The sequence below is a fragment of the Brevibacillus ruminantium genome (assembly GCF_023746555.1).
Classification (GTDB): Bacteria; Bacillota; Bacilli; order Brevibacillales; family Brevibacillaceae; genus Brevibacillus; species Brevibacillus ruminantium.
Genome location: NZ_CP098755.1, coordinates 4099226 through 4121171 on the forward strand (window position 1 = coordinate 4099226; position 21946 = coordinate 4121171).

At 52.5% G+C, this 21946-nt stretch carries 21 protein-coding genes; 6 read left to right on the top strand and 15 right to left on the bottom strand.

All coding sequences use genetic code 11. The annotated features are described in order from the left end of the window. Positions 1-93: 93 nt before the first annotated feature. On the bottom strand, positions 94-1251 hold the full coding sequence (locus tag NDK47_RS20225; RefSeq protein WP_251871566.1) for a DUF445 domain-containing protein: 1158 nt from the start codon (positions 1249-1251) through the stop codon (positions 94-96). A 93-nt stretch (positions 1252-1344) separates the two neighbouring features. On the opposite strand from NDK47_RS20225, the gene NDK47_RS20230 reads away from it, so the two are divergent. The 5 genes from NDK47_RS20230 to NDK47_RS20250 all read left to right on the top strand — a co-directional run bounded on the left by NDK47_RS20230 (position 1345) and on the right by NDK47_RS20250 (position 7494). Beyond that, positions 1345-2760 carry a YheC/YheD family endospore coat-associated protein gene (locus NDK47_RS20230; RefSeq protein ID WP_251871567.1) on the top strand — a complete coding sequence of 472 codons (1416 nt, stop codon included), beginning with the start codon at positions 1345-1347 and terminating at the stop codon, positions 2758-2760. 6 nt (positions 2761-2766) lie between these two features. Further along, entirely contained in the window at positions 2767-3846 is a 1080-nt protein-coding gene (locus NDK47_RS20235; RefSeq protein WP_251871568.1) for a YheC/YheD family endospore coat-associated protein, read from the top strand. Positions 3847-3860: 14 nt separating this feature from the next. Further along, entirely contained in the window at positions 3861-5237 is a 1377-nt protein-coding gene (locus NDK47_RS20240; RefSeq protein ID WP_251871569.1) for a YheC/YheD family endospore coat-associated protein, read from the top strand. A 36-nt stretch (positions 5238-5273) separates the two neighbouring features. Beyond that, complete coding sequence (locus NDK47_RS20245) at positions 5274-6590, top strand: YheC/YheD family endospore coat-associated protein (RefSeq protein WP_251871570.1); 1317 nt, start codon at positions 5274-5276, stop codon at positions 6588-6590. Positions 6591-6744: 154 nt separating this feature from the next. Next, positions 6745-7494 carry a hypothetical protein gene (locus tag NDK47_RS20250; RefSeq protein ID WP_251871571.1) on the top strand — a complete coding sequence of 250 codons (750 nt, stop codon included), beginning with the start codon at positions 6745-6747 and terminating at the stop codon, positions 7492-7494. A gap of 43 nt (positions 7495-7537) precedes the next feature. Here the strand turns inward: NDK47_RS20250 and NDK47_RS20255 are convergent, their stop codons facing one another. The 5 genes from NDK47_RS20255 to ybaK all read right to left on the bottom strand — a co-directional run bounded on the left by NDK47_RS20255 (position 7538) and on the right by ybaK (position 11084). Then, a complete protein-coding gene (locus NDK47_RS20255) occupies positions 7538-8065 on the bottom strand; it encodes a hypothetical protein (RefSeq protein ID WP_251871572.1) in 528 nt (175 codons plus the stop codon). Positions 8066-8186: 121 nt separating this feature from the next. Continuing rightward, positions 8187-8684: a peroxiredoxin gene (locus NDK47_RS20260; RefSeq protein ID WP_251871573.1), complete on the bottom strand. Its 498-nt coding sequence runs from the start codon at positions 8682-8684 to the stop codon at positions 8187-8189. Positions 8685-9141: 457 nt separating this feature from the next. Next, positions 9142-9390: a glutaredoxin family protein gene (locus tag NDK47_RS20265; RefSeq protein WP_251871574.1), complete on the bottom strand. Its 249-nt coding sequence runs from the start codon at positions 9388-9390 to the stop codon at positions 9142-9144. A gap of 26 nt (positions 9391-9416) precedes the next feature. Next, positions 9417-10340 carry an NAD(P)/FAD-dependent oxidoreductase gene (locus tag NDK47_RS20270; protein WP_251871575.1) on the bottom strand — a complete coding sequence of 308 codons (924 nt, stop codon included), beginning with the start codon at positions 10338-10340 and terminating at the stop codon, positions 9417-9419. A 276-nt stretch (positions 10341-10616) separates the two neighbouring features. Beyond that, on the bottom strand, positions 10617-11084 hold the full coding sequence (gene ybaK / locus NDK47_RS20275) for a Cys-tRNA(Pro) deacylase (RefSeq protein ID WP_251871576.1): 468 nt from the start codon (positions 11082-11084) through the stop codon (positions 10617-10619). A gap of 314 nt (positions 11085-11398) precedes the next feature. Here ybaK and nhaC point away from each other — a divergent pair, with 314 nt between their 5' ends. Further along, a complete protein-coding gene (gene nhaC, locus NDK47_RS20280) occupies positions 11399-12745 on the top strand; it encodes a Na+/H+ antiporter NhaC (RefSeq protein ID WP_407653323.1) in 1347 nt (448 codons plus the stop codon). A gap of 11 nt (positions 12746-12756) precedes the next feature. Here nhaC and NDK47_RS20285 read toward each other — a convergent pair whose 3' ends face one another. The 9 genes from NDK47_RS20285 to NDK47_RS20325 all read right to left on the bottom strand — a co-directional run bounded on the left by NDK47_RS20285 (position 12757) and on the right by NDK47_RS20325 (position 21918). After that, positions 12757-13968: a sensor domain-containing diguanylate cyclase gene (locus NDK47_RS20285; protein ID WP_251871577.1), complete on the bottom strand. Its 1212-nt coding sequence runs from the start codon at positions 13966-13968 to the stop codon at positions 12757-12759. A 61-nt stretch (positions 13969-14029) separates the two neighbouring features. Beyond that, a complete protein-coding gene (locus NDK47_RS20290; RefSeq protein WP_251871578.1) occupies positions 14030-14362 on the bottom strand; it encodes a DUF3870 domain-containing protein in 333 nt (110 codons plus the stop codon). A gap of 392 nt (positions 14363-14754) precedes the next feature. Further along, entirely contained in the window at positions 14755-15657 is a 903-nt protein-coding gene (gene murQ / locus NDK47_RS20295; RefSeq protein ID WP_251871579.1) for an N-acetylmuramic acid 6-phosphate etherase, read from the bottom strand. Continuing rightward, complete coding sequence (locus tag NDK47_RS20300; RefSeq protein ID WP_251871580.1) at positions 15638-16636, bottom strand: N-acetylglucosamine kinase; 999 nt, start codon at positions 16634-16636, stop codon at positions 15638-15640. Before NDK47_RS20300 ends, murQ begins: the two co-directional genes overlap by 20 nt. After that, positions 16623-17447, bottom strand: a complete 825-nt coding sequence (locus tag NDK47_RS20305) for a carbohydrate ABC transporter permease (protein WP_251871581.1) — start codon at positions 17445-17447, stop codon at positions 16623-16625. Before NDK47_RS20305 ends, NDK47_RS20300 begins: the two co-directional genes overlap by 14 nt. Positions 17448-17553: 106 nt before the next feature. Then, positions 17554-18507, bottom strand: coding sequence for a carbohydrate ABC transporter permease (locus tag NDK47_RS20310; RefSeq protein WP_251871582.1), 954 nt, complete (start codon positions 18505-18507; stop codon positions 17554-17556). A 100-nt stretch (positions 18508-18607) separates the two neighbouring features. After that, positions 18608-19948 (bottom strand): ABC transporter substrate-binding protein, encoded by a 1341-nt coding sequence (locus NDK47_RS20315; protein WP_251871583.1) that lies wholly within the window; start codon positions 19946-19948, stop codon positions 18608-18610. 55 nt (positions 19949-20003) lie between these two features. Then, positions 20004-21044 (bottom strand): serine hydrolase domain-containing protein, encoded by a 1041-nt coding sequence (locus NDK47_RS20320; RefSeq protein ID WP_251871584.1) that lies wholly within the window; start codon positions 21042-21044, stop codon positions 20004-20006. Positions 21045-21066: 22 nt separating this feature from the next. Next, entirely contained in the window at positions 21067-21918 is an 852-nt protein-coding gene (locus NDK47_RS20325) for a MurR/RpiR family transcriptional regulator (RefSeq protein WP_251871585.1), read from the bottom strand. Positions 21919-21946: the final 28 nt, after the last annotated feature.

Here is a 21946-nt window from a genome sequence, read left to right on the forward strand (position 1 = left end):
CATTAAGGGGGTTTTCATCGTGTCTTTATCTTACCCGCCAAATATTACAGGACCATTACAAGCGGTTTACAGTTTCGTTTCAATCTGGCTGAATCAGGAAAAAAGCTGAGCAAGCAGACCTTGGGCAAGCCCGATGACCGCTCCCAGTATAAACCCAAGGACGGTGATCATCCGAAATTCCCGACCGGAGATGCCGACCACCATTTCTTCGATCCTTTCAATGGGAAAGCCCTCTACCTGCCGCGTCACGATTTCCCGGATCGGCAGCTTCTCGAACAATACCTCAACATTGGCTTCCAGCTTTTCCACCATCCATCGGGATACGCGGGGAACCAGCGCCTGGGTAATCGTCTTGCGAAGCGGGGCAAGCAGCTCTGAAACAGGCTTGTCCTCCAGCCGAAGCGCTTCTTCTTCGATTTTATAAAAGATGATCTGTGACCAGGAAGCAAGTTGCTCGCTCCCGAGCCAATCTGCGACATCTCCTACTGTTTTCTGCAAAAGCTTGTCTGTTTCCAGGCGAAGCACACCGTGAACTTTTTGGGCCAATGCGGGATTCGTCAAAATTTCATCCAGATAAGGAAGCAGCTTCCCAATGATTTTCTCATCTCCGAGAAACATATTGACCAGTCCGCCAAACATGCCGCCTCCGCCTCCTACCAGGCCACGCACCATTTGCTGAAGGGTTTGCAGACCGTCGGGAGAGTGCAAATAGTCCCGGCATTTTTCCAGGAACAGCCGGCTGATTTGCTCCAAAGCGATGTCGATCCGCTCATTGCTTGTCTCTGGAAGCAACTGCTCCAAGGTCTTGTCGCGATGCGCTTCGACTTGGCCTGTCAGCCAATTGTCCCACGCTTGCTGGATCGGCTGGCGAATATTTGGGGAAAATCGGCCGCTGTCATCAAACGCCTGCGGGTACAGAACGGACAGCCAGTGACGCACGGAATGGCTGTCCTGCAGCCAATGATCGGCTGTACGCCCAAGCCAGACCGTTAGATTTTTCTCAAATTCTCCTTGGGCAAGCGCCTTTTTTATCCCCTCCTTCGTCAGCAGATGTTCCTCCACCAATCGTCCCATTTGGACAGCGATGTCATCTCGTCTCCGAGGAATCAAGCCTGGTGTAAAAGGCAATCTCCATCTGCCAATTTGCCATGGGCGATGCGGTCGGAACAGCATCCGAATCGCCAATTCATTGGTTACTCCCCCAATGGCGGAGCCTACCGCTACGTTTACTGCCAGCATCCAAATATTCATCTATACTAACAACCTCTCTTTTCCTTCTGGAACCAAAGTATCTGTGTTCTCATAAAATAGACCAACTTCATGCCTGATGGGAAGGGGATTGCCATGTCATATGCTCCCGTTACTTTGCAATCGTACGAACCCCAAACAGACATCGACTTGTACCTGCCCCAGGCGCTCTTGCGCAAATGGAAACTCGCACCTTCTTCGCTAACTGTTCAATTCGGCGGCAAAACTGCAAAGGCCAAAGTAGATGGAGTGCAGCAAAGTCGCAAAGCCCTGATCCGGCCATCTCTTGCCAAGGCACTTCACCTGCCAAAGGGAGTACCTCTGCTGGTGCGTTTTCATGCGAGCCAGCAGCGTCTTGTTTTTGGGCCTTATCTGGGCATTCTCGTTTCCACGTACAATGCTCACTATCCATTATCCCCTTTTGGCTCATTCACCTCGTTTTTTGACGAGGTCACGGACAGCTGCCAAAAGCGAGGGGGCGTCGTCTGTGTTTTCCGCATGCAGGATGTGGACTGGAATGCAGGAACTGTCAAAGGTATGGTCCGCCGCAATGGAGCTTGGAGGCAGGTGCTTTTGCCTCTCCCGCAGTGTATATACAACCGCATGGTCTCTCGTCAGCTCGAGCAAAGTGATGCGATGAGTGACTGGAAACAGCGGTGCCGTGAAGCAGATATCCCTTTTTTCAACGAACAATTCTTGAACAAATGGCATGTACATGCCGCCCTGGAAAATGAACCTGAGGCCGCTCAGCACCTTCCTCAAACCATCCGCTACGAAGGGTTGCAAGACCTCCATACGATGCTGAACTCCTACCAGACCATTTATGCCAAACCGTCAAATGGCAGCATGGGCCGAGGGATTGCCCGGATTCGCCGGATCAATAACGGCTACCAGCTCCATTATGCGGGCGGCCGTTCCCTTCGCTTCGGAACCATAGGTGATCTTCACCGCCATCTGAACCGCAAAACAAAAGGGAAGGCGTATCTGCTTCAGCAAGGACTGCCGTTAATTGGAATCAATCAACGCCCTACCGACTTTCGCGTACTGGTGCAGAAGGATCGGCAAGGAGAGTGGAAAGTCACTTCCATGGTTGCACGGTTGGGGCAAAACCGAATCGTCTCCAACGTATCCCGCGGTGGCTCCATGACAACTCCTGCCACTGCTCTTCGAATGTGCGGCCCCTGGATGACGGCAAATCGTCCTTCCGTCCAAACTTTGCACGGGATCGCTCTCAAGCTGTCACAACTGCTGGAACAATCGCTCTCGGGACATTACGCCGAATTTGGCATCGATCTGGGAGTCGATGTACGCGGGAATGTGTGGCTTCTCGAAGTGAATAGCAAGCCCTCCAAGACTAAAAATAGTCTTCCCATGCAGGAAGGAGAGCAAGAACCATCATTCAGAAAAATCCGGCCCTCTGCCTCTCGCATGCTGGACTACGCTTCTTACTTGAGCGGGTTTCCTCGATCGGGCAAGGGTTCCCAAGCGCCCAAGAAACCAAGACGAAGGTGACCTTTCATGTCCGAAAACCAAAAAAGCCTAGGCATTATCACCATTTGCCGCGGCTCTTCCTTTCGTGAAAAAGGGTATTACAAAAAATTATCAATGATCGCGCGAAAAAGAGGCATTCGCGTGTTCGTTTTTTCACCACGCCAAGTGGATTTTTCCACACGTATGGTGAATGGATTTGAGTACCGGGGAGGTGTCTGGCAGAACAAGACCTTTCCCTTGCCTCTTTACATCTACGACCGTTGCTTTGTCGGGCCATCCTATCGCCACTATAAACCATTTGTAGAAAAGTTGCAAAATGATCCATCGATTACTTTTTTAGGCTATGGGTTGTCGGGAAAATGGCAGGTTCATGAAATGCTGAACAAATCTCCCCTGCTCACAAAATGGCTTCCTCCCACGAGTCCTTTTTCCTTTGCTGCACTGGATCGCACGCTTCAGGAGAGAGGCTCCGCCGTTATCAAACCGATTGCCGGTACGCATGGAATCGGGGTCATTCGGATCGACCGAAATCCGAATGGGTACCAACTTACAGGACGCGATCGTGAAAACAAGCCGTTCACGAAAAGACTCCGCACTCTGAATGGATTAAAAACCTTTCTAACCGGGTACATCGGGAGTCGAAAATATCTCCTCCAGCCTTATTTGCCTCTGCATACCCAGGACGGTACTCCGTTCGATGTGCGCGTGCTGGTGCAGAAAAATGGAGAAGGAGAATGGGAAACGACGGGAAGGGCAGTACGACTTGGTGACAAACGGAGCATCACATCCAATTTGCATGGAGGAGGTCAGGCCACCTCCCTGGATAGCTTCCTCACCATGCATTTTCCTGCTAAAACCAGAAGTACGATCGAGAAGGAACTGGAACAACTTGTGGCAGAGCTGCCGCCGTTCCTGGAGAGAGAACACGGTCGACTCGTTGAGCTTGGCATTGACGTCGGCATTGATACAGCTGGAAATATATGGATTATCGAAGTAAACAGCAGACCCGGGCGTACCGTCTTTACCATGATTAATGATCCGAAAGCCAGGATTCATTCGATTATCCAGCCCGTACGCTACGCCTGCTATCTCATGAAACATGCGTAGGAGGTAAAACAAGCATGGAATCGATCAGAGTGCGGCTCCGTTTCCTTTCGTATCCCCACGTATCGGGTATTATCTTGCCATCCCAGCTCTGTCAGAAGCTGCAGCTTCGCCCACGGCAAAAGGTCAAAATCTCTCTGGGGAAACGGGAAGTGGTGGCCACTGTTTTTCAAGACCGTCGTAACCCTGAAGGTAATGTTGTAAAAATAACAACCATGCTGAAAACGGACTTGGGCATACCGCACAGTGGTCTGATTCAGTTGAAAAAAGAAGAAGAAACACTGCGGATTGGTCCCGCAATTGGTATCGTCACCACTGGTCTCAGACAAAACTCTCGCCAACCAATTGGTCAGCGCACCTCGTTTTTTCAGACACTGCTGCAGGCACAGGAAGGAAAAGGGGTGTTTTACTTCATCTTCGAGCCAAACGACGTCGATTGGGAGACCAATCGGGTAAATGCCTGGTTCCTTCGCTCTACCAAGCAAGGTGGATATGTCTGGAGAAAATACAAAACAGCTCTCCCTGATGTTGTCTACGACCGCATACCGTCACGAAGCGCAGAGAGACATGAGGCGGTCCAGGCGTTCAAATTCAAGCTGGCCAATTACAGCATGCCCATGTTTAACCAGGGTTTTTTCAACAAGTGGGGCATCCACCAGCTGTTATATCCTAATCCCGAGGTAAATGAATTTATCCCCGAAACGTATTCATCACCCAATTTGCAAACTCTCCGCACCCTTCTTCGGAAATACCCGATCGTCTACCTCAAGCCGAAAAACGGGAGTCTGGGGTACGGAATTGTCAAAATCGTCTCCTCTCCCGGAGTAAAAGGCTATGCAGTGACTTACCATAATGGAAGCGGAAATGTAAGTCGACGATTCACCAACATCACCGCTTTGTACCAGCATGTGTTTCGGACACGCAGGGCTAGTGCCTATCTGGCTCAACAGGGGATTTCCCTGTTAACCTTCCAGGGACGGCCATTCGACTTCCGCGTTCATTTGCACAAAAACCTGCAAAACGAGTGGGTAGTCTCCTGCATGGCAGCAAAGGTAGCCGGTTCCGGCAGTGTCACGACCCATGTCCGTACGGGGGGGACTGTCATTCCAGGTGACGAGTTGCTGTCCTATTTATTCGGCAAACAGAAAACTTTAATGACGGAGCGCGTATCTCAGGCAGCTATACGGTTGGCTTCCGCGATTGAACAGGCCAAAGGCATGGATCTTGGCGAACTGGGGCTGGATATGGGAATCGACAAACATGGGCATGTTTGGATGTTTGAAGCCAATTCCAAGCCAGGTCGTTCGATTTTCAAGCATGCCAGACTGAAAAAGGCCGATCAGGAGTCCCGCAGCCTGCTTGTAGACTACAGTTGCTATCTCGCCAATTTTTAACAAATGACCGAACACCGTAAGGAAGGAGGAACACCCATGCCTCAACTGCGCTCCGGGTGGTTGACGATCCTCCCCGGCGGCCGTTGGTTTTTGAAAATCCCGCGTCAACACCAACTTCTTGTCTTGCGCGGCCGCAAAAGACTGCTTGCCAGTTTAGGTCCATTTCAATTATCAAAACTAGTGTACATCGGTCTCCCTCGTCTGCAACCAGGCCGCATCCGTACCAGAATTAATTGGAGAGCAACGAATGACTCATTGAAGCTTGGCCCTATAATCGGAATCTTGACCGTAGCCCGAGGCCAGCAATTTTTAGGAAACCGAGAAAACTTTAAAGACATTGCGCTGGCTGGTAAAAAGCTGGGCGCCCTCGTTTATGTATTTACACCAAACGGGATTGACTGGAAAAAGAAGGTTGTGCGCGGTTATCTCTACGATGAACAGCAAAATCAGTGGCTGGAAACCATGCTGCCCATCCCGCATGTCGTTTACAATCGAATTCCTTCCCGTAAGGCCGAAAAGCGTTCTGACGTGCAGGAGACACTCAATCAATTTGATAACCTGCAAAATGTCACGCTGTTCAACCGCTGTTTTTTTGAAAAGCACAAACTCTTTCATACTTTGAGAGCCTATTCGGAAGTGACTCCCTTCCTGCCGGATACGCTCAAGCTGGATACCTTCAACAAATTTCGCCAGTTCTGCAGTCAATTTCGTTTCGTCTATCTAAAGCCGGTATTGGGCAAAGCAGGCGAAGGGATTATGCGTCTGGAGTATAAGAAAAACAGCTGGGTGGTTCTGCGGCTGAAGGAGCAGAAAACCGTCACTCGCAAGTTTTCTACCCTGGATGGGGCTTGGAAGTATGTAAAGGAGCATATACGCAACAAACCCTACATCATGCAACAGGGTATCCACCGGGCGAAATACCTGGGCAAACCCTTTGACGTACGGGCACTGGTACAGAAAAATGGTCAGGGCGAATGGGTAGTAACGGGCATCGGGATTCGCCGCTCAGGCTCACAGAACATAACGACCCATGTGCCGCGCGGAGGATCTATTCATTCGCTGGAAACGGTCCTGCAAGAGATCTTCTCAGATGAAGCGGAAAAGCTGGAAGCCAAGATAAAAGAAACGGCTTTAACCATCGCCAACGCTCTGAATCAAACCATCCCCGGGCTGGCCGAGATGTCGATGGACTTAGGTTTAACCAAAGAAGGAAAGCTCTGGTTGTTTGAAGCCAACGCCAAGCCTGAAAAATTTGATGAGCCTTCGATTCGCAGGATTTCCCTTTCCAATCTGATCCACTATTCGCAATACGTCTGGCGCCTTCACGACGGTCGAGGAGCCGTATCCGGCTAATCAGAAATACCTGTGATATGCAGCTCACCCAAGCACGACGTGCTGACCCGTTTGCTTGGGCGGGCTTTTTGTACAAATGAGAATTGTCTTTTATCAATGTTTGATGAATCAGCTTCTAAACCTTGGAAATTATAAATGTCAGGAGGTGGTCAAAATGACCTATCAAAACATGATGCATACACACCAAACACCCATTTCAGGCAGTGCCCATTCAATCTTCCAACCTGGTTTTGCAGGCACCAACGTACAAGAGGTTCGCTACTGGAATCAAGGCGGACATGCCCCATTGACCTCTACATACGGCGGTTCCACGTCAGGATTTGCAGGCGCTCAGGCCATTTTCCAACCGGGATTTGCGGGCACCAATGCACAGGAGGTTCGTCACCAAAACCAAACCAGCTATGCCTCCTTTGCGCCTCAAGCCGGGTACCAGCAGCAACCCTACGGCTACCAGCAAGCACAAACCGGCTATTTGCCGCAATACGGCGAGTCTGCTCAAGCTGTTTTCTCCCCTGGTTTCGCAGGCACCAACGTACAAGAAGTACAAGCTCGTAACCATACGGGCTACAACCAAGGATTCAACCAAGGCTACACCGGCTACTCGGCTCCGATCTCCGGCCATGCTGGCAGCATCTTCTCCCCCGGATTTGCAGGAACCAATGCACAAGAAGTGCGCCAGTTGAACCAAGGGCATTCCCCTCAAGCGGCTGGCTTCGCTTCCATAGGAGCTGGCTATGGTGCCATCCCTGCTCAGCAGCATCAGCACATGCACACCGCTCCGCTGGGCAGCAGTGTACAAGCCGTATTCCACCCTAGCTTCGCCGGAACCAATGCCCAAGAAGTACGCGCGCTCAACGCAGGTCAACACGCACCTTATACCGGTTCCATCTACGCCGGTTTCTAAGCAAATACTCTCGAGTGACGTGACCGCATGGCTGTTCCTGCGGTCACGTTTCTTTTTCAGCCATGATTGCTTCATAGAGTGTGTGCAGGCTGTCCAAGCTCCTCTGATCGACGGTAAAATACAGGTCGCCAAACCGGTACAAATCACTTGTGGCCCCAGACCAGACACTGCTGCTTTCCCCACGCTGAGCTTCTACGCATGCTTCTGTGTCATCCAAATGATGGCGAACAGTCACGTGAGTCTTTAGCACCTCGCGATAGTTGTCCATAATCTTCGCGTGCCTATCATTCCCTTTTGCCAGGCGATAAAGCGCCATCTCGATTTGCAGCCAACAGGTGACGTAGAAGTGAAATTCCAGGAAAAGCGTGGTGAGAGCTTGGCGTATGGCTGTCTCCCGCTCCCTATCCGGCCATCCCGCAGTAGAGGTGAGCACCTGCTGGACTTCCGCTTTTTTCTCCTGTATCAGGTCGAAATGGCTGACTGCCCCTCGATAAAATTTGCGCACGATCTGATAGAGCAACTCCGGAGTCCGCGGAGGCAATCCGCGGTGTCTGTTCGGTACATCTCGCATGCTATTCCCCTCTTTTCTGCCGCTCTGATAACGTCTGTACTTTCTCATTGTACCGCAGCCGTCCCAAAGAGAAAAAGCCCGCTGATGGCGGTCAGCAGGCAGGTTATGAAAAGCGTGTATTTTACAGCGTCTTCATGCCAGGTTTCCAGTTGGCCGGGCACAAACCGCCCGCTTGCAAGGCTTGCAAGATACGCAGCGTTTCGTCAACACTGCGGCCGACGTTCATATCCGTCACGACCTGGTAGCGAAGGACACCCTCCGGATCAATGATGAACAGTCCGCGATGTGCGGCTCCCGTCTCTTCGTCGAGAACCCCGTATGCCTCCGCGGTTTTCTTGGTAATATCGCTGGCGAGCGGAAAATGAACCTCTCCAATTCCCTGCTGATCACGTGGGGTGCGAATCCACGCGCGATGGACGTGAACGCTGTCCGTGGAGACGCCCAGAACTTCGCAGTCCAGATCTTCAAACTCTGCGACATTGTCACTGAAGGAGGTTACTTCCGTCGGGCAGACAAAGGTAAAGTCAAAGGGCCAGAAGAATAGAATCAGCCACTTTCCTTTGTAATCCGCCAGAGTAGCACGCTCCTCCAGCGTCTCCAGATTCTTGGTTGTTACCATAGTGAACTACTCTCCACTTAGGCTAACGCCTTGAAGTGGGAGCTTCTCAAATCCACGACGAAAGTAACCTTTCGTCTCCTCGAGCGTTACTTCGGGTAGTCCCTACCCTAGATGTCCGACGTTTCGGAGTTCTTTTGTTACCTTGGATATTTTACGCATAGAAGGATAAGCTTGGTTTTCGCATTTTGTTTCTCCATGCAACCCCATATATCCAGTTATCAAAGAACATCATAAGTAGATTTTACCAAAGTGTCGGACAACTGAACAGGCAAAAGCCTGTCCTTGTCCAAAGTCGATTCATCCCCCACTTACAACCAAACGCTGTAAGGTTTTAGAAGTGGGAGACTTCTCCACCTATAAGTTAAAATCAGGGGCTGGTTTGCCTACTTGCAGTTGTACGCGATCACTGATTGTGTTTGGGTTCATCGTAAGTTGCTCCTTTTTGTTGGATTGGGAATTACTGTTCAGCGGTTTCCAGAGCAGCCAACGCTTTTTTGATACGGTTTGGGTTGAAGCCCAGAATTTGCTTTTCACCGATCAGTGTGAGCGGAACAGACATCATCCCAAGACGGCTCAGTTCTTCGCGATAGGCTTCGTTTTCATCAATATTGCGCTCCTCATAGGAGATGTTTTGCTCATCCAGATAGCTTTTCAATTGTTTGCAAAAACCGCAGTTGGTGCTGGAATAAACGATTGCTTGTGCCATAAAAAGATCTCTCCTTGTGATGTTTCTTATTTGTATTGGGGGACAATTTTGCTGCGTTTGTTGATATAGCGATCCACAGCCATAGCGGCGATGGCACCGTCAGCAGCAGCTACTACCGCTTGTTTGACCGGTGTCTTGCGCACTTCCCCGGCACCAAATACACCCGGCACCGACGTTTGCATGTATTCATCGAGGATCATAAAGCCTTCCTCGTCAAGCGGCACCTGATCCTCCAAAAAATCGGTGCCAGGTTTGCTTCCGGACAGGAAGATGAACACGCCATCCACGGTCACCAGCTCCTCGCTGCCATCCGCATGACGCACCTGAACACCTTTGACCGACTGCTCACCGACGATTTCCAGTGGACGAGTGCGGAACAAAAATTTTGTTTTCGGCAGTTCGGGCACTTCCTCTACACCTTGCAGCTCGGGACGGGGTACGATAAAGACAATCTGGTCGGCGAACTTGGTGAGTGCATGCGCCTCTTCCAGTGCCTCTTCGTTATCTCCGATGACCGCCACGCTTTTGCCTTCATAAAACGCTCCGTCACAGGTTGCACACGTGCTGATCCCGCGACCAAGCAGGCGTTCTTCACCCGGCAGCATACGATTGCGGCCTTTGGAGCCGGTCGCGACGATGACCGTTTTTGCTTCAAATGCACCGTCAGCGGTATAGATGCTTTTTACCTCATCCTCTACATCCACTGCGGTAATCGTGGTTTGGATAAATTCGGCACCAAAGCTTTCCGCTTGCCTGCGCATAATATCCAGTAGCTCCTTCCCTGTTCGCTCTCCTTCAGCACCAGGGTAGTTGGCAATTTTATGTGTCAAAGCCAATGCTCCGGTTCCAGGAGCTTTATCAATCACCAGCGTTTTCAGATTGCCGCGTGCTGTGTAGATCGCAGCAGATGCGCCTGCCGGTCCAGAACCAATGATAATTACGTCGTACATGCTCGCGTCCCCCTTTCACGTCCGTCTTTATTTTAAAATCATTATCAACTAGGAACAATTATCATTTTACTAAATACTATCTGAAAGTCAATATCTTTTTATAATAATTTTAAAGAGGGCCACAGGGAATACGATAAGCATCTCTTGCAGCGGGAAGGACATTTTCCTGAGCGGTACCCATTTCTATACCAGCGCACAGCAAAAAGACTGCCAACCTATCCATGTCGGCAGTCTTTTTTGTGCAGGTGACCGCTTTGGCCCCGCTCTTCTGTCGATTCACTTTGCAAACTGTGCTTTGGCTGCTTTTGCCAAATCTTCAGCCTTGATCTCGATCTGCAGTCCGATGCTTCCTCCGCTGACGATGATTGTTTCAAGCGATTGCGCTTTTTCCTCGATCAACGTGGGAAACGCCTTTTTCATCCCGATCGGAGAACAGCCGCCTCGCACATAGCCGGACACCTTCAGCAAGTCCTTCACCGCAATCATCTCGATTTTCTTCTCCCCGATGGCTCTTGCTCCCTTTTTTAAATCGAGCTCCGCTTCAACGGGAATCACAAAGACGTAATACGCCTTGCTGGAACCTTGGCAAATCAGAGTTTTGTAGACGATCCCCGCTTCTCTCCCGATTTTGTGGGCAACGGATACGCCATCGATTTTTCCGTCGTCTGTGCTGTACGCCAGCATGTTGTATGCGATTTTTTCTTTGTCCAAAAGCCGCATGACATTGGTTTTTCCCTGTTTCATCCTGTGCTCCTTGTTCAGCGCTTGCCTGCAGCCTGCCCTGCGTCACCCGCGCCAGTCTGCAATCTGAAAGCGTCCGTTTGTTTTCATTTTAACGAACGCGTTGCGCTTGCGAAAGGTCTCTCACATCGTCAATTTCCAGTTACCGTAATTATTTTGCGATTGCGAATACAGGCGAACGCATTGACGCTTCTGTCCATTCAGGATACAGTACCTCTATTGCTTGAACGCAGCAAAGCAAGAGAGCCAAAAAGCAGAGAAGCACGCAAGCAAACCTGCGCACATCCAAAACAACGCAACTAGGAGTCATTATTCTCATGAACAAATCTGTTACCTTTGGACAAAGTCTGAGTATATTGCTGGTAGTCTTTTCGATCCTCTTTCCCGCCTTGTTCTGGGGAAAGGCCGAACCTCATATGCCGCTGCTGTCCGCTTTGGTCGCATCCGCTCTATTGATCCGCTGCTACGGAATCCCGTGGCGCGAGATTGAGGGCGGCATAGTCAAAGGGATTCAATCCGCCGTCCTTCCCATCCTGATCCTGGCCTTGATCGGCATCCTGATCGGTGTTTGGATGATGAGCGGAACGGTGGCGACGATTTTTTCCTACGGGGTCCAAGTGATCCATCCGTCGTACTTTTGCCTAAGCGCACTGTTTCTGACTATTCTCGTCTCCACGGCAACCGGAAGCTCCTTTACCACGGTAAGCACTGTCGGTGTAGCCTTGATGGGGATTGCGACGGCGCTGGAAGTCGATCCTTTGATGACTGCCGGCGCCATCATCTCCGGTGCCTGCTTTGGCGATAAAATGTCCCCGCTGTCTGACACGACCAACTTCTCGGCGGCCGTTGCCGGTGTGCCTTTATTGACTCATGTAGGCTACATGACTCGAACCACTGTGCCAGCGATTGGCCTGACTGCCCTCTTTTTTGCCTTTCAGGGGCAAGAGAGCACAGTCGATCTTTCTTCGATCTCTTTGCTGCAGACCGAGCTAAAGGAGCATTTTACGATATCGCTCTTGGCCCTGATTCCCGCCTTCGTGGTGATCGTTTGTTCTGCAATGCGCCAACCGATTTTGCCCACGCTGGTCGCCGGAATCGCCAGCGGGATTGTAACAGCCGCCCTCCTGCAGGGCGTACATTCTCCACTTGTCTGGCTGTCTGTCATGCAGAACGGCTTTCATCAGGACTTCTCCAACGAGATTATTGCGACGATCATGAACCGCGGCGGGCTGATGTCCATGACCTGGTCGCTGACCCTGATCCTGATCGCTCTGTCCCTGGGAGGGCTCTTGCAGCAAAGCGGTGTGTTTCAGGCGTTATTCGCCGGTCTTCTGGCGCGTATCCGCCATGACGGCGGGCTGATTACCCTGGCTGGCTCTTCCTCCATGCTGGTCAATGGCTTGACTGGCGAGCAGTATCTTTCCATCCTGCTGCCGGGGCAGATGTTTCGGGAATCTTTTGAAAAGCGGGGGATCGCCCGGAAGCGGCTTTCCCGCACGTTGGAGGATTGCGGGACCTTACTCAACCCGCTGATTCCCTGGGGTGTCAGCGGCGCCTTTTTCACGTCGACCTTGCATGTCCCGACGCTTGACTACCTGCCGTATGCCCTGTTTCTCTGGCTGTCGCCCCTGTTTACGTTTCTGTTTGCCTGGGGCCGGCGGTAACGAAAATGGCCTTATCCCGCTCCATACACCGTGGCACAGTTTTTCCCGTTGTTTTTGGAACGGTACAAAGCCTCGTCTGCGGCCCGTTTCAGTCCGTCCGCACTGTGCGCATGGTCGGGAGAAAGGGCGATGCCGACGCTGACGGTAGCGGGGATCAGCTTTCCCTGATAAATCAGCGGGTGGTTGTGCAGATACTCGCGAATAAACTGTACTTTCATCATCGCTTTGTCTAACGTAGCGCCGGGGGAGAGAAACATGAACTCGTCCCCGGCATAGCGGTAGACACTTTCGCATGGCTCCGCATTGCTTTTCAATGCTTCCGCTATACAGCTTATCAGCGCATCCCCGACATGATGGCCATATCGGTCGTTCACCTTTTTCAGATGATCAGAGTCCAGCATGATCAGAGCGACGGACTGTTTTTGACTCAGCAGATTTTCCAGGTCGCGATGAAATGCCCGGTAGTTCAGAATCCCCGTCAATTCATCGCGGAAGGACATTTGGTACATCCGGTCATACAGCCTGGCTGTCTCCACCGCGCTCGCTACCTGGGAACCGATGATCTTCAGCAATTCCTCATGCTCCTTTTTGTAGGCAAAGGAACGGTAGGATTGGGCAGAAATGACGCCTTTCATCTGATTGCCCAGCATCAGCGGGACGAAGATACAAGTATTGGTATCATTATCGGGATTTCCCCAGCGCACTGCCGATGCGCCGACGGTTTCATCTCGGGATGTTCGCAAATGTACGGTTTCCCGCGTGGCGATTACTTTGGAAATAATCCCTTCTCCGTATGGAATCTTCAGCGGACCGTAATTGACTCCGTCGTCAATAGTAATTGAGATGTTGATTTCGTCATCCCCTTCATCATAGAACGCGATAAAAAATGCATCGGTCCGCATGACGCGGGAGACAAGCTCAAAGGCTTTGGCCAGAATTTCTTTTTCATCATAGGTTTTCGAAAAGGTATGACTGAGGTCGTGTAAAATTTTCAAATGTTCAGATAGCCAGGATAAATGCGTTACCTTTTCATGAAGCTGCACGATTTCCCCTAAAATCCGGGCATGCTTTTCTTGCTTGGCTTCCGTTAAAACTCCGCTCAGTTCTTTCTTGACAGCTACCACTTCCTCGTGATGGACAGCTTCAATATGGGTCAGCCAATGATTGTAACGTTCAAGCAGATGCAGTTCGAACTCTTCGCTGAGCTTCGCCTTCTCTTCCATGAATAACCCCCTCGTACACTCGGGCAAATCCCCTTCGCATGTCAGACCTGGATGTTGAGTATCAAGACTGCCTTTTTTTCTCCATGAAGCGTTCCACAGCTCCCCGAATTGCCTGCAGCACGGCTCCTTGGCCCGGCCCCAGAAAACGATCCTGCACCACAGGGGTGATTTCGGCCATCCCGTTTGCTACGGACCTGCCCCTGAGCAGACCAGCCAGAAAATCGCTGGTCTTATCCATGTAGAACGTGAAGCTTGCGTCGCAGATCACTTCTTTGTCCACATCGATAATCAGCACGCAGCCAACCACTGTAGACACCTCGTACAGCGTGGTTCCCTTTGGAATCTGAGCAAATCCCGCTGTCAGCACGGTATTTGTTTGAGACCAGTCGCTCATTTGCTTCCGCTCCCTTCTTCCTCCGTTATTGTTCTGCCTGCCAAAATACGAGAAAACGGCTACCCCTCATTTCGGAAATAGCCTGTGATGTTCTGTTCTGCTATGTATCACTCATGATACTCTATTCGCTCAGTTCTTGCCATCCCTCAATGCCGATTTGAAGGTGAATACTTCCAAAAGCCTGTACCGCAAAGGGATGGCACGCACGTATTTCGTGCGCGGCTGCTCCGGCGGAGGACAAGAACCGTGGCCCTCCTGGCTTTGGTGTATTTGTTCTCTGATGCGGAGCGGACATTTCTTTACGAAAAAAAGAGGTATCCCAAGTAAAGAGATACCTTCATCTGGAAGGAAAACGGCAGCAATTGTTTCGTTGCCGATGCGTTCACGACTATTTACAAGTCCCCGATCACCTGTCGCAATTTGCCGCCGGCCCGGCTCAACCGATCACGCGCTTCCGGAGCCGCAAGCCCTGTCTTTTTCATGACGATGGCCACGCGTGCATCTCCATCGGCCAACGCGATCAACTGTTCTGCTTCCTCATAACCGGCGCCCGCCACCTCCATGACGATATGCTTGGCCCGCTCACGCAGCTTCTGGTTGGTTGCCTGCACATTGACCATCAGATTGCCGTATACCTTGCCCAGATGAACCATCGTGGCTGTCGTCAGCATGTTGAGGACCATTTTGGTCGCCGTCCCCGCTTTGAGCCGCGTTGAGCCGGTCACGACCTCCGGACCGACGACGATGTTGATGGACAGATCAGCGCCATGTGCGATGTCCGGCGCGGGATTGCAGGAAAGCGAGATCGTCGTTGCCTGACAGGCCTTTGCCTCTTCCAGGGCACCCATCACATAGGGCGTACGGCCGCTGGCTGCAATACCGACGACCACATCCCCGGATCGAACGCCATTCTCCCTCACATCTTCTTTTCCTCTGTCGGCCGAATCCTCCGCTCCCTCGATCGCTTCCACCAACGCTACCGAGCCGCCGGCGATGACTCCCCGCACCAACTGCGGGTCCGTGCCAAAGGTGGGTGGACACTCGGAAGCATCCAGCACACCCAAGCGGCCGCTGGTGCCCGCACCAAAATAGAAAAGCCGTCCCCCCCGCTCAAGGGCGCAGGCGATCATATCGACCGCCCTGGCCACCTCCGGCAAAACCTGCTCGACCGCACCCGCCACTTTTTTATCCTCTTCGTTCATCAGCGTCAGGATTTCCAGGCTGGTCATCCGATCCAGCATCAAGCTCGCTTGATTGCGCATTTCTGTCGTCAACTCATGCAAGTTCTCCGTCATGGGTGTCCTCCTCTACTCCATCTGTTTCCCAAGCTGCAAGCCTGGCCTTCACCTGCTTATCCACGGGCAGATTCACTCGCAGCAGTGCCGCTGCCAGGCAGCCAGCCACCGGCGGCGCTTCCGGGATGACGACCGGATAGCGGGATGAGCGCAGCAACTGTCTTCGCAGCAGCGTATCGGCTGCCAGCAATCCTCCGGCCAGAACGACCGGCAAATCCTGGCCTGCACGGGTTCTGCACGTCTCCACAAGCTCCCCCAAAGAATCGGCCGCTTGCTGGATTAACCGGATTGCAAGCGGGTCGCCGGAGGCTGCCGCCTGCTCGGCCAGGACGCTTGCTTCCGCCAGTTCTTTGCGCGGGTTTGGCGAGCTGTAGAAGCGAGCGATAAACTGATCCGGCTGTTCGATCCCGTAGTGTCTGAGGAGCAGTTCACTGAGCAGTGTCTGCTCTCCCCGCCCGTCCCAGGCCCTCAGCACAGCGACTACGGTTTGCCTGCCGAGATCATAGCCGCTCCCCTCGTCTCCGAGCAGATATCCCCAACCGCCCACCCGATGGCGTCGGCCGTCCTTTGCCACCGCATAGGCGATCGAGCCTGTGCCGGCAATCAGCACGATCCCGGGACTCCCCCATGTACCGGAGTACAGTGCGGCGACCGCATCATTGTCGATGTGGAGGCGTTCACCCCAGACTGGCAGAAAAGCATCCTCAATCCACGCTTTTACCTGCGGACGGTCCGCACCGGCCAAGCCGAGAAAAACTCCTGCCACCTCGTCAGCTCCCACGCCAGCTCGCCTGCACACCTGCTCCATCAGTACCTGCAGCGTCTCCCTCACCTGTTCCCATGGCCGGGAAAGGGGATTGCTCCCCTCACCTTCCGCCAGGCCGACAATCCTGCCGGCCGAATCGCAGAGGGCGGCTTTTGTTTTGGTCCCTCCCCCATCCAAACCGATAAACCAGCTTTGCTTTTTATTTAACTGCACCTGCGGTCAACCCTTCCATAAATTGCCTGGACGCCAAGAGAAAGACAACGATCATCGGCAGAGCAGACAGGGTAAGTCCTGCGAACAGCAGACTCCAGTCCGTCTCGTACTCCCCGAAAAGCACCATCATGCCCACGGGTATGGTTTTCAGCGTATCTTTCTGGATAAAGATCAGCGGAAAGAAAAAGTCGTTCCAGGCGTGAATAAAGTTGATGATCACTACCGTGCCCAGCGCCGGACGAATCAGCGGCAGCAGTACCTTCCAAAAGACCTGGAAATGGTTGCAGCCGTCGATCCGCGCGGCTTCCTCCAGCTCCACCGGCAGCGTCCGAAAAAAACCGGTCAGAATAAAGACCGAGATGGGAATCCCACTCGCTGTATAGATGAGAATCAACGACCAGAGCGAATTGAGCAGTCCCAGCTTTTTCATCAGCAAAAACAACGGAACGATCCCCAGCTTGACGGGAATCATCAAGCCCATGACAAAAAAGAAATAGAGCCATCCTGTCCACCTGTAGGAAAAGCGCGCCAGGTAAAAGGCTGCCATCGAGGAGCTGACAGCGATCAGCACCACCGATGTGACACTGACGACGGCGCTGTTGATCAGAAAGTCGGCAAACGGCACAGCTTCCCAAAGCTTGCGGTAGGTATCGAAATGGAATGATCCTGGTAACGAGAGCGGATTTGTGAAAATCTCCGCATTGGTTTTCAGCGACGAGCTGACCATCAGCACGATGGGGTAAAGCGAAACCAGCACGAACAAGTAGGCGAAAACATATTGCAGGGAACGCGAGCTGATTTTGGATAGCAAGCTGCTCACCTCCTTTGCGTTGGCAACTCCCAAACATGGGGATAGACCGTTCATTGCAGGCCTGCAATTGGCGGCCCTGCAATCGACTGCGCTGCGTTTCGCCCGCTCAGTGCTGAACCTCCCGTTTCCGCATCAGGCGCAGGGAGACGGCCGAAACGGAGGCCACGATGACAAACAGCACAACGGCCAATGCTGAGCCCAGTCCGATCGATACATCGCCCGCTCCGCCGGAACTGCTGAACGCCAGGCGGTAGAAATAGACAGCCAGTGTATCCGTCGAATAAAACGGTTCACCCATCGAGCCCTGCATGGCATAGATCAGTTCAAACGCTTCAAAGGCCTGAATAAAGGTAAACACCGTCATGATCGTAATCGAGGGCATCACCAGCGGCAAAATGATTTTGACTAAAAGCGTGACTCCACTGGCCCCATCCAGTCTGGCTGCCTCGATCAGCTCCTCCGGAATCGATTGCAAGCCAGCCAGAAAGATCAGAACAGCGAAGCCGATGCCGAACCAGCAGTTGACTAGAATAATAGCAAGCAGCGCTGTGTCGGGTTCTCCCAGCCACGGCTTGGCCCATTCCTCCAGCCCCAGCTTTCCCAGGAACGTATTGAGCGCACCGTAATTGGGATTCAGAATCAATTTCCACAGAAACCCGACGATAATCACCGACAGCAGCCGCGGCATGAAATAGGCGATCTTGAGAAACCCGGCTCCCCGTATCTTTCGATAGATGACATACGCGAGGGCAAATGCGATGCCATTCTGGACCACCATTTCCACGACAAAGTAGATGACATTGTGTCCAAACGCATTCCAGAACATCTTGTTAAAAGGTTCTACCTGAAACAGCGTGAGGAAATTTTTGATCCCCACAAACGCGCCCCGAGCGATCCCATTCCACTCGTACATGCTGTATGTAAAAGCGGAGATGATCGGATAGACCACAAAAAGTGCGTAAATAATGAGGGCTGGCAGGGGAAACAGGTGCAGCAGCCAGCGTGCTTTCGCCTTCCCCCTCGATTTCCCCTGCTGCCTCTCGGGTGCGCTTACGTCCATACAGACCACCCCCGGCATCATGGGGCGGCAAAGAAACAGGAATGCCCCTGCCGCCCGTTTCGCTTTTCTGCTCCGTACGGTTGCTGTTTTCTACAGCCGTTTACTTTTTGAATCCAGGGAACCAGCTCGCCGCTGAATTTTGCACATCCTCAACGACTTGCTCCGGCGTCATCTTTTCGAGGTACATCCCTTGCAGGTCATTTTCCAGGGTTTGCTTTGTCGTCGGCTTGCCTTCCGCAAAATAGACGACCATCAGGTAAGGTGTCGAGCTGGATGCCGACAGCTCCGCCATCTTGTTCACCAGCGGATCGCTTGTTTTCACACCCGGGATGGCACTGATTCGTTTAAACTCATTGGCGAACAGCTCGCCAAATTGCTGCGTCGCCATAAACTCCAAAAATTTGAGCGCTTCCTGCTTGTGCTTCGCTTTGGAGTTGACTGCATAGGAGCCATCTACCCAGGTCGTCAGCACCTTTTTGCCATCCTCTGTCGGCATCGGGAAGAAATCGAGCGCCAGATCCGGATTCATCTTTTGTATGCCTTCCAGCTCAAAGCTGCCGTTGATAAACATGGCTGCCTTTTCGGTAAAGAACATCGTCCGCGTATCATTCAAATCTAGCCCGACAAAGTTGTCCGGGAAGTAGGGGACCAGTTCTTTCATCCTCTGAATAGATTTGAGGAACTCTGGACTTTTGAAATCAGCCTCGCCCTTGACGATCTTTTCGACGAAGCCATTTCCGTTGTACGTACCAGGTGCGATCACACCATGGCTGAGCGACAGCAGCCAGCCTTCCTTGGCTCCGAAAGCAAACGGAACGATGCCTTTTTCTTTCAGGGTTTTGGCCGTGCTGATCAGTTCATCCCAGGATGATGGCTCTTTTAGACCGTGCTGCTCAAATAATTTTTTGTTGTAGTAGATTTGGGTCGAATTGAGCGAGAGGGGGACGCCGTATACCTTGCCATCCTTTGCGGTGGCTGCTGCGAGAACGTCTTTGGGGAAGTTTTGAATGCCTGGCAAATTGTCCAGCGGCTCCAGATGTCCGGCTTCAGCGAGGGAAACACCAGGTGCATACGGGCGAAGCTGCAGGATATCCGGCCCGCTTTCACTTTGCAGGGCGGTGTTTAGTATCGTGTTGTATTCCGTTGCTTTAAACGGCTTGAACTCGATCTTGATGTTCGGATTCTCTTTTTCAAAAGCGGCGATGATTTTTTTGTAGCCCTCCGTATCTTCCACGCGCCAGCTATGCATCGAAACGGTTACTTTCTCGCCGCCCGTGCCACCGCCTGAACCGCCACCACCGCTGCTGCCGGGACTTGCCGTTTGTCCGCCGCTTTGATCGCTAGCCGACGGTGTGGAGCCTGACCCTCCGCTACAGCCGGCAAGCACGAGCAAGAGAGACAGCACCACGGATACATACCCCTGAACACGGAACCTCCTCATTGAAACATCCTCCCCCTTTTTTTCCGCTACTGCCTTGGCGCTTGGCAGTTTTATGTCAGGCCCCTGATAAATGAGCCGTGACCGCATCGTGAAGAATTGGCCGAAGCTGGCGCAAGCGATGCTGCCTACCGAGATGCACGGCATTGGTCAGAAAGATGACCGCCATCTCCTGAACCGGGTCCAGCCAGAGACTGGTTCCCGTAAACCCCGTATGCCCAAAGCTGGAGGGAGAAAATCTGCTGCCGCAGCTGTTTCCGCCTCCATGGCCGTTGATCTCCCATCCCCATCCGCGTCTGCCCCCTTTTCCTTCGGTTAAGCATTGAATGGCATGGTTTCGAAGCTCACTTGCAAGCAGCGGCGGAGTTCCGGTCAGCCACATGCGGGCGTAGCGGCACAGGTCGTCGGCTGTGGAAAAAAGACCGGCATGGCCGGCAATACCGCCCATGACAAACGCCTTCTCATCGTGGACCTCACCGGTAATATACCGATGGGTCAGGCGGCAAAACTCGGTAGACGCAATATTCGGAAAACGTTCGGCAGAGGGGCGAAAACAGGTATGCTTCATCTCCAGTGGCATCCACATGCGGTCAGAGAGAAAGGTCTCCAAGGACTCGCCTGTGAGCTGCTCCACTAGCAGCCCCAGCCAGATCATGCCGAGGTCACTGTAAACCACGCGTTCTCCTGGTGCGTGAAGCAGCGACATCTGATACAACAGCTCAGGCAGAGCGATCTGTCCATCCCGGCTTCGCTCGCTCAGGTCAGCGGGCAAGCCGGAGGTATGAGTAAGCAACTGGTCGATGGTAATCCGCCCTTTATCCGGGGGACAGTCCGGGAAGTAGCGGGAGAGGGGATCATTTTCCTGCAGCCTGCCCTCCTGCAGCAGGAGCAGAAGAGCCGGGAGCGTAGCTGTCACCTTGGTCAACGATGCCAAATCAAACAGCGTTTCACTCGTCACGGGAAGGCCCTCTTCCGTGATGCTGGTCCTACCGACATCACAGGCATACACCACCTCTCCCCGGTAAAGGACGCGAAGAGCCGCTCCCGGCAGTAAACCCTCGGCGATCCATCCCCGCAGTAAATGGCCCACTGCTTCCATCAGTTGTCCTCCTCCCCTCTCGTTACGAGCGTTTGTTGCGGCTGACCGCCAGCCGCGTCTTTTCCAACAGCGGAATCACTTCATCCTGCTGTTTGCTGACCATTGTGATAAACAGGATATCGATCACGTTCAACTGAGCCATCCGGGAAGCCATCGCTCCGCTGCGGATGCTTTTTTCAACCGAACTGGTAAACAGCTTGATATCAGCCAGCTCGGCAACCGGAGAGGGGCCAAATTTGGTCAGGGTGATGATCGTCGCTCCCTGCTGCTTGGCTTCTGTCAAAGTCTGGATGATGTCCTCCGTCTGCCCCGAGTAAGAGATGCCGAATGCTACGTCCCGCACCGACAGGGTCACAGCCGAGGTCAGTTGTGCATGGAAATCGGAATACGCTTCACACCAGAGATTGATGCGGGAAAACTTTTGCCGGATATCAGCAGCAATAACTGCGGAAGCCCCCACTCCGTAAACGTCGATTTTGCGGGCGTTTGCAAGCGCTTCCACTGCACGCGTCACTTCATCCCCGGAGAGGACGGATAACGTATCCTGGATCGACTGAATATTATTCCAGCTTACCGCCTGCATGATCGAATCGACAGAACCTTCCATCATGATTTCCTGGTAGCTGCCCATCGTCGTCTGCTTGTTCAGATCGCCAGCGATACGCAGCTTCAATTCCTGAAATCCTTTCATATTGAGAGAGCGGGTCAACCGGATAATCGTCGCCTCGGAGACACCGCTTAACTCCGCCAGCTTTTGTACGGAAAGCTTGACCACTTCTTCCGGATGGGCCAGGATAAATTCTGCCACCTTGCGCTCGGAAGGTTTTAATTCCTCTATGATGGCCTGAATACTGACAAGTCCTCCGTGTAACATCCACACACCGACCCTTTTTACCATTTCT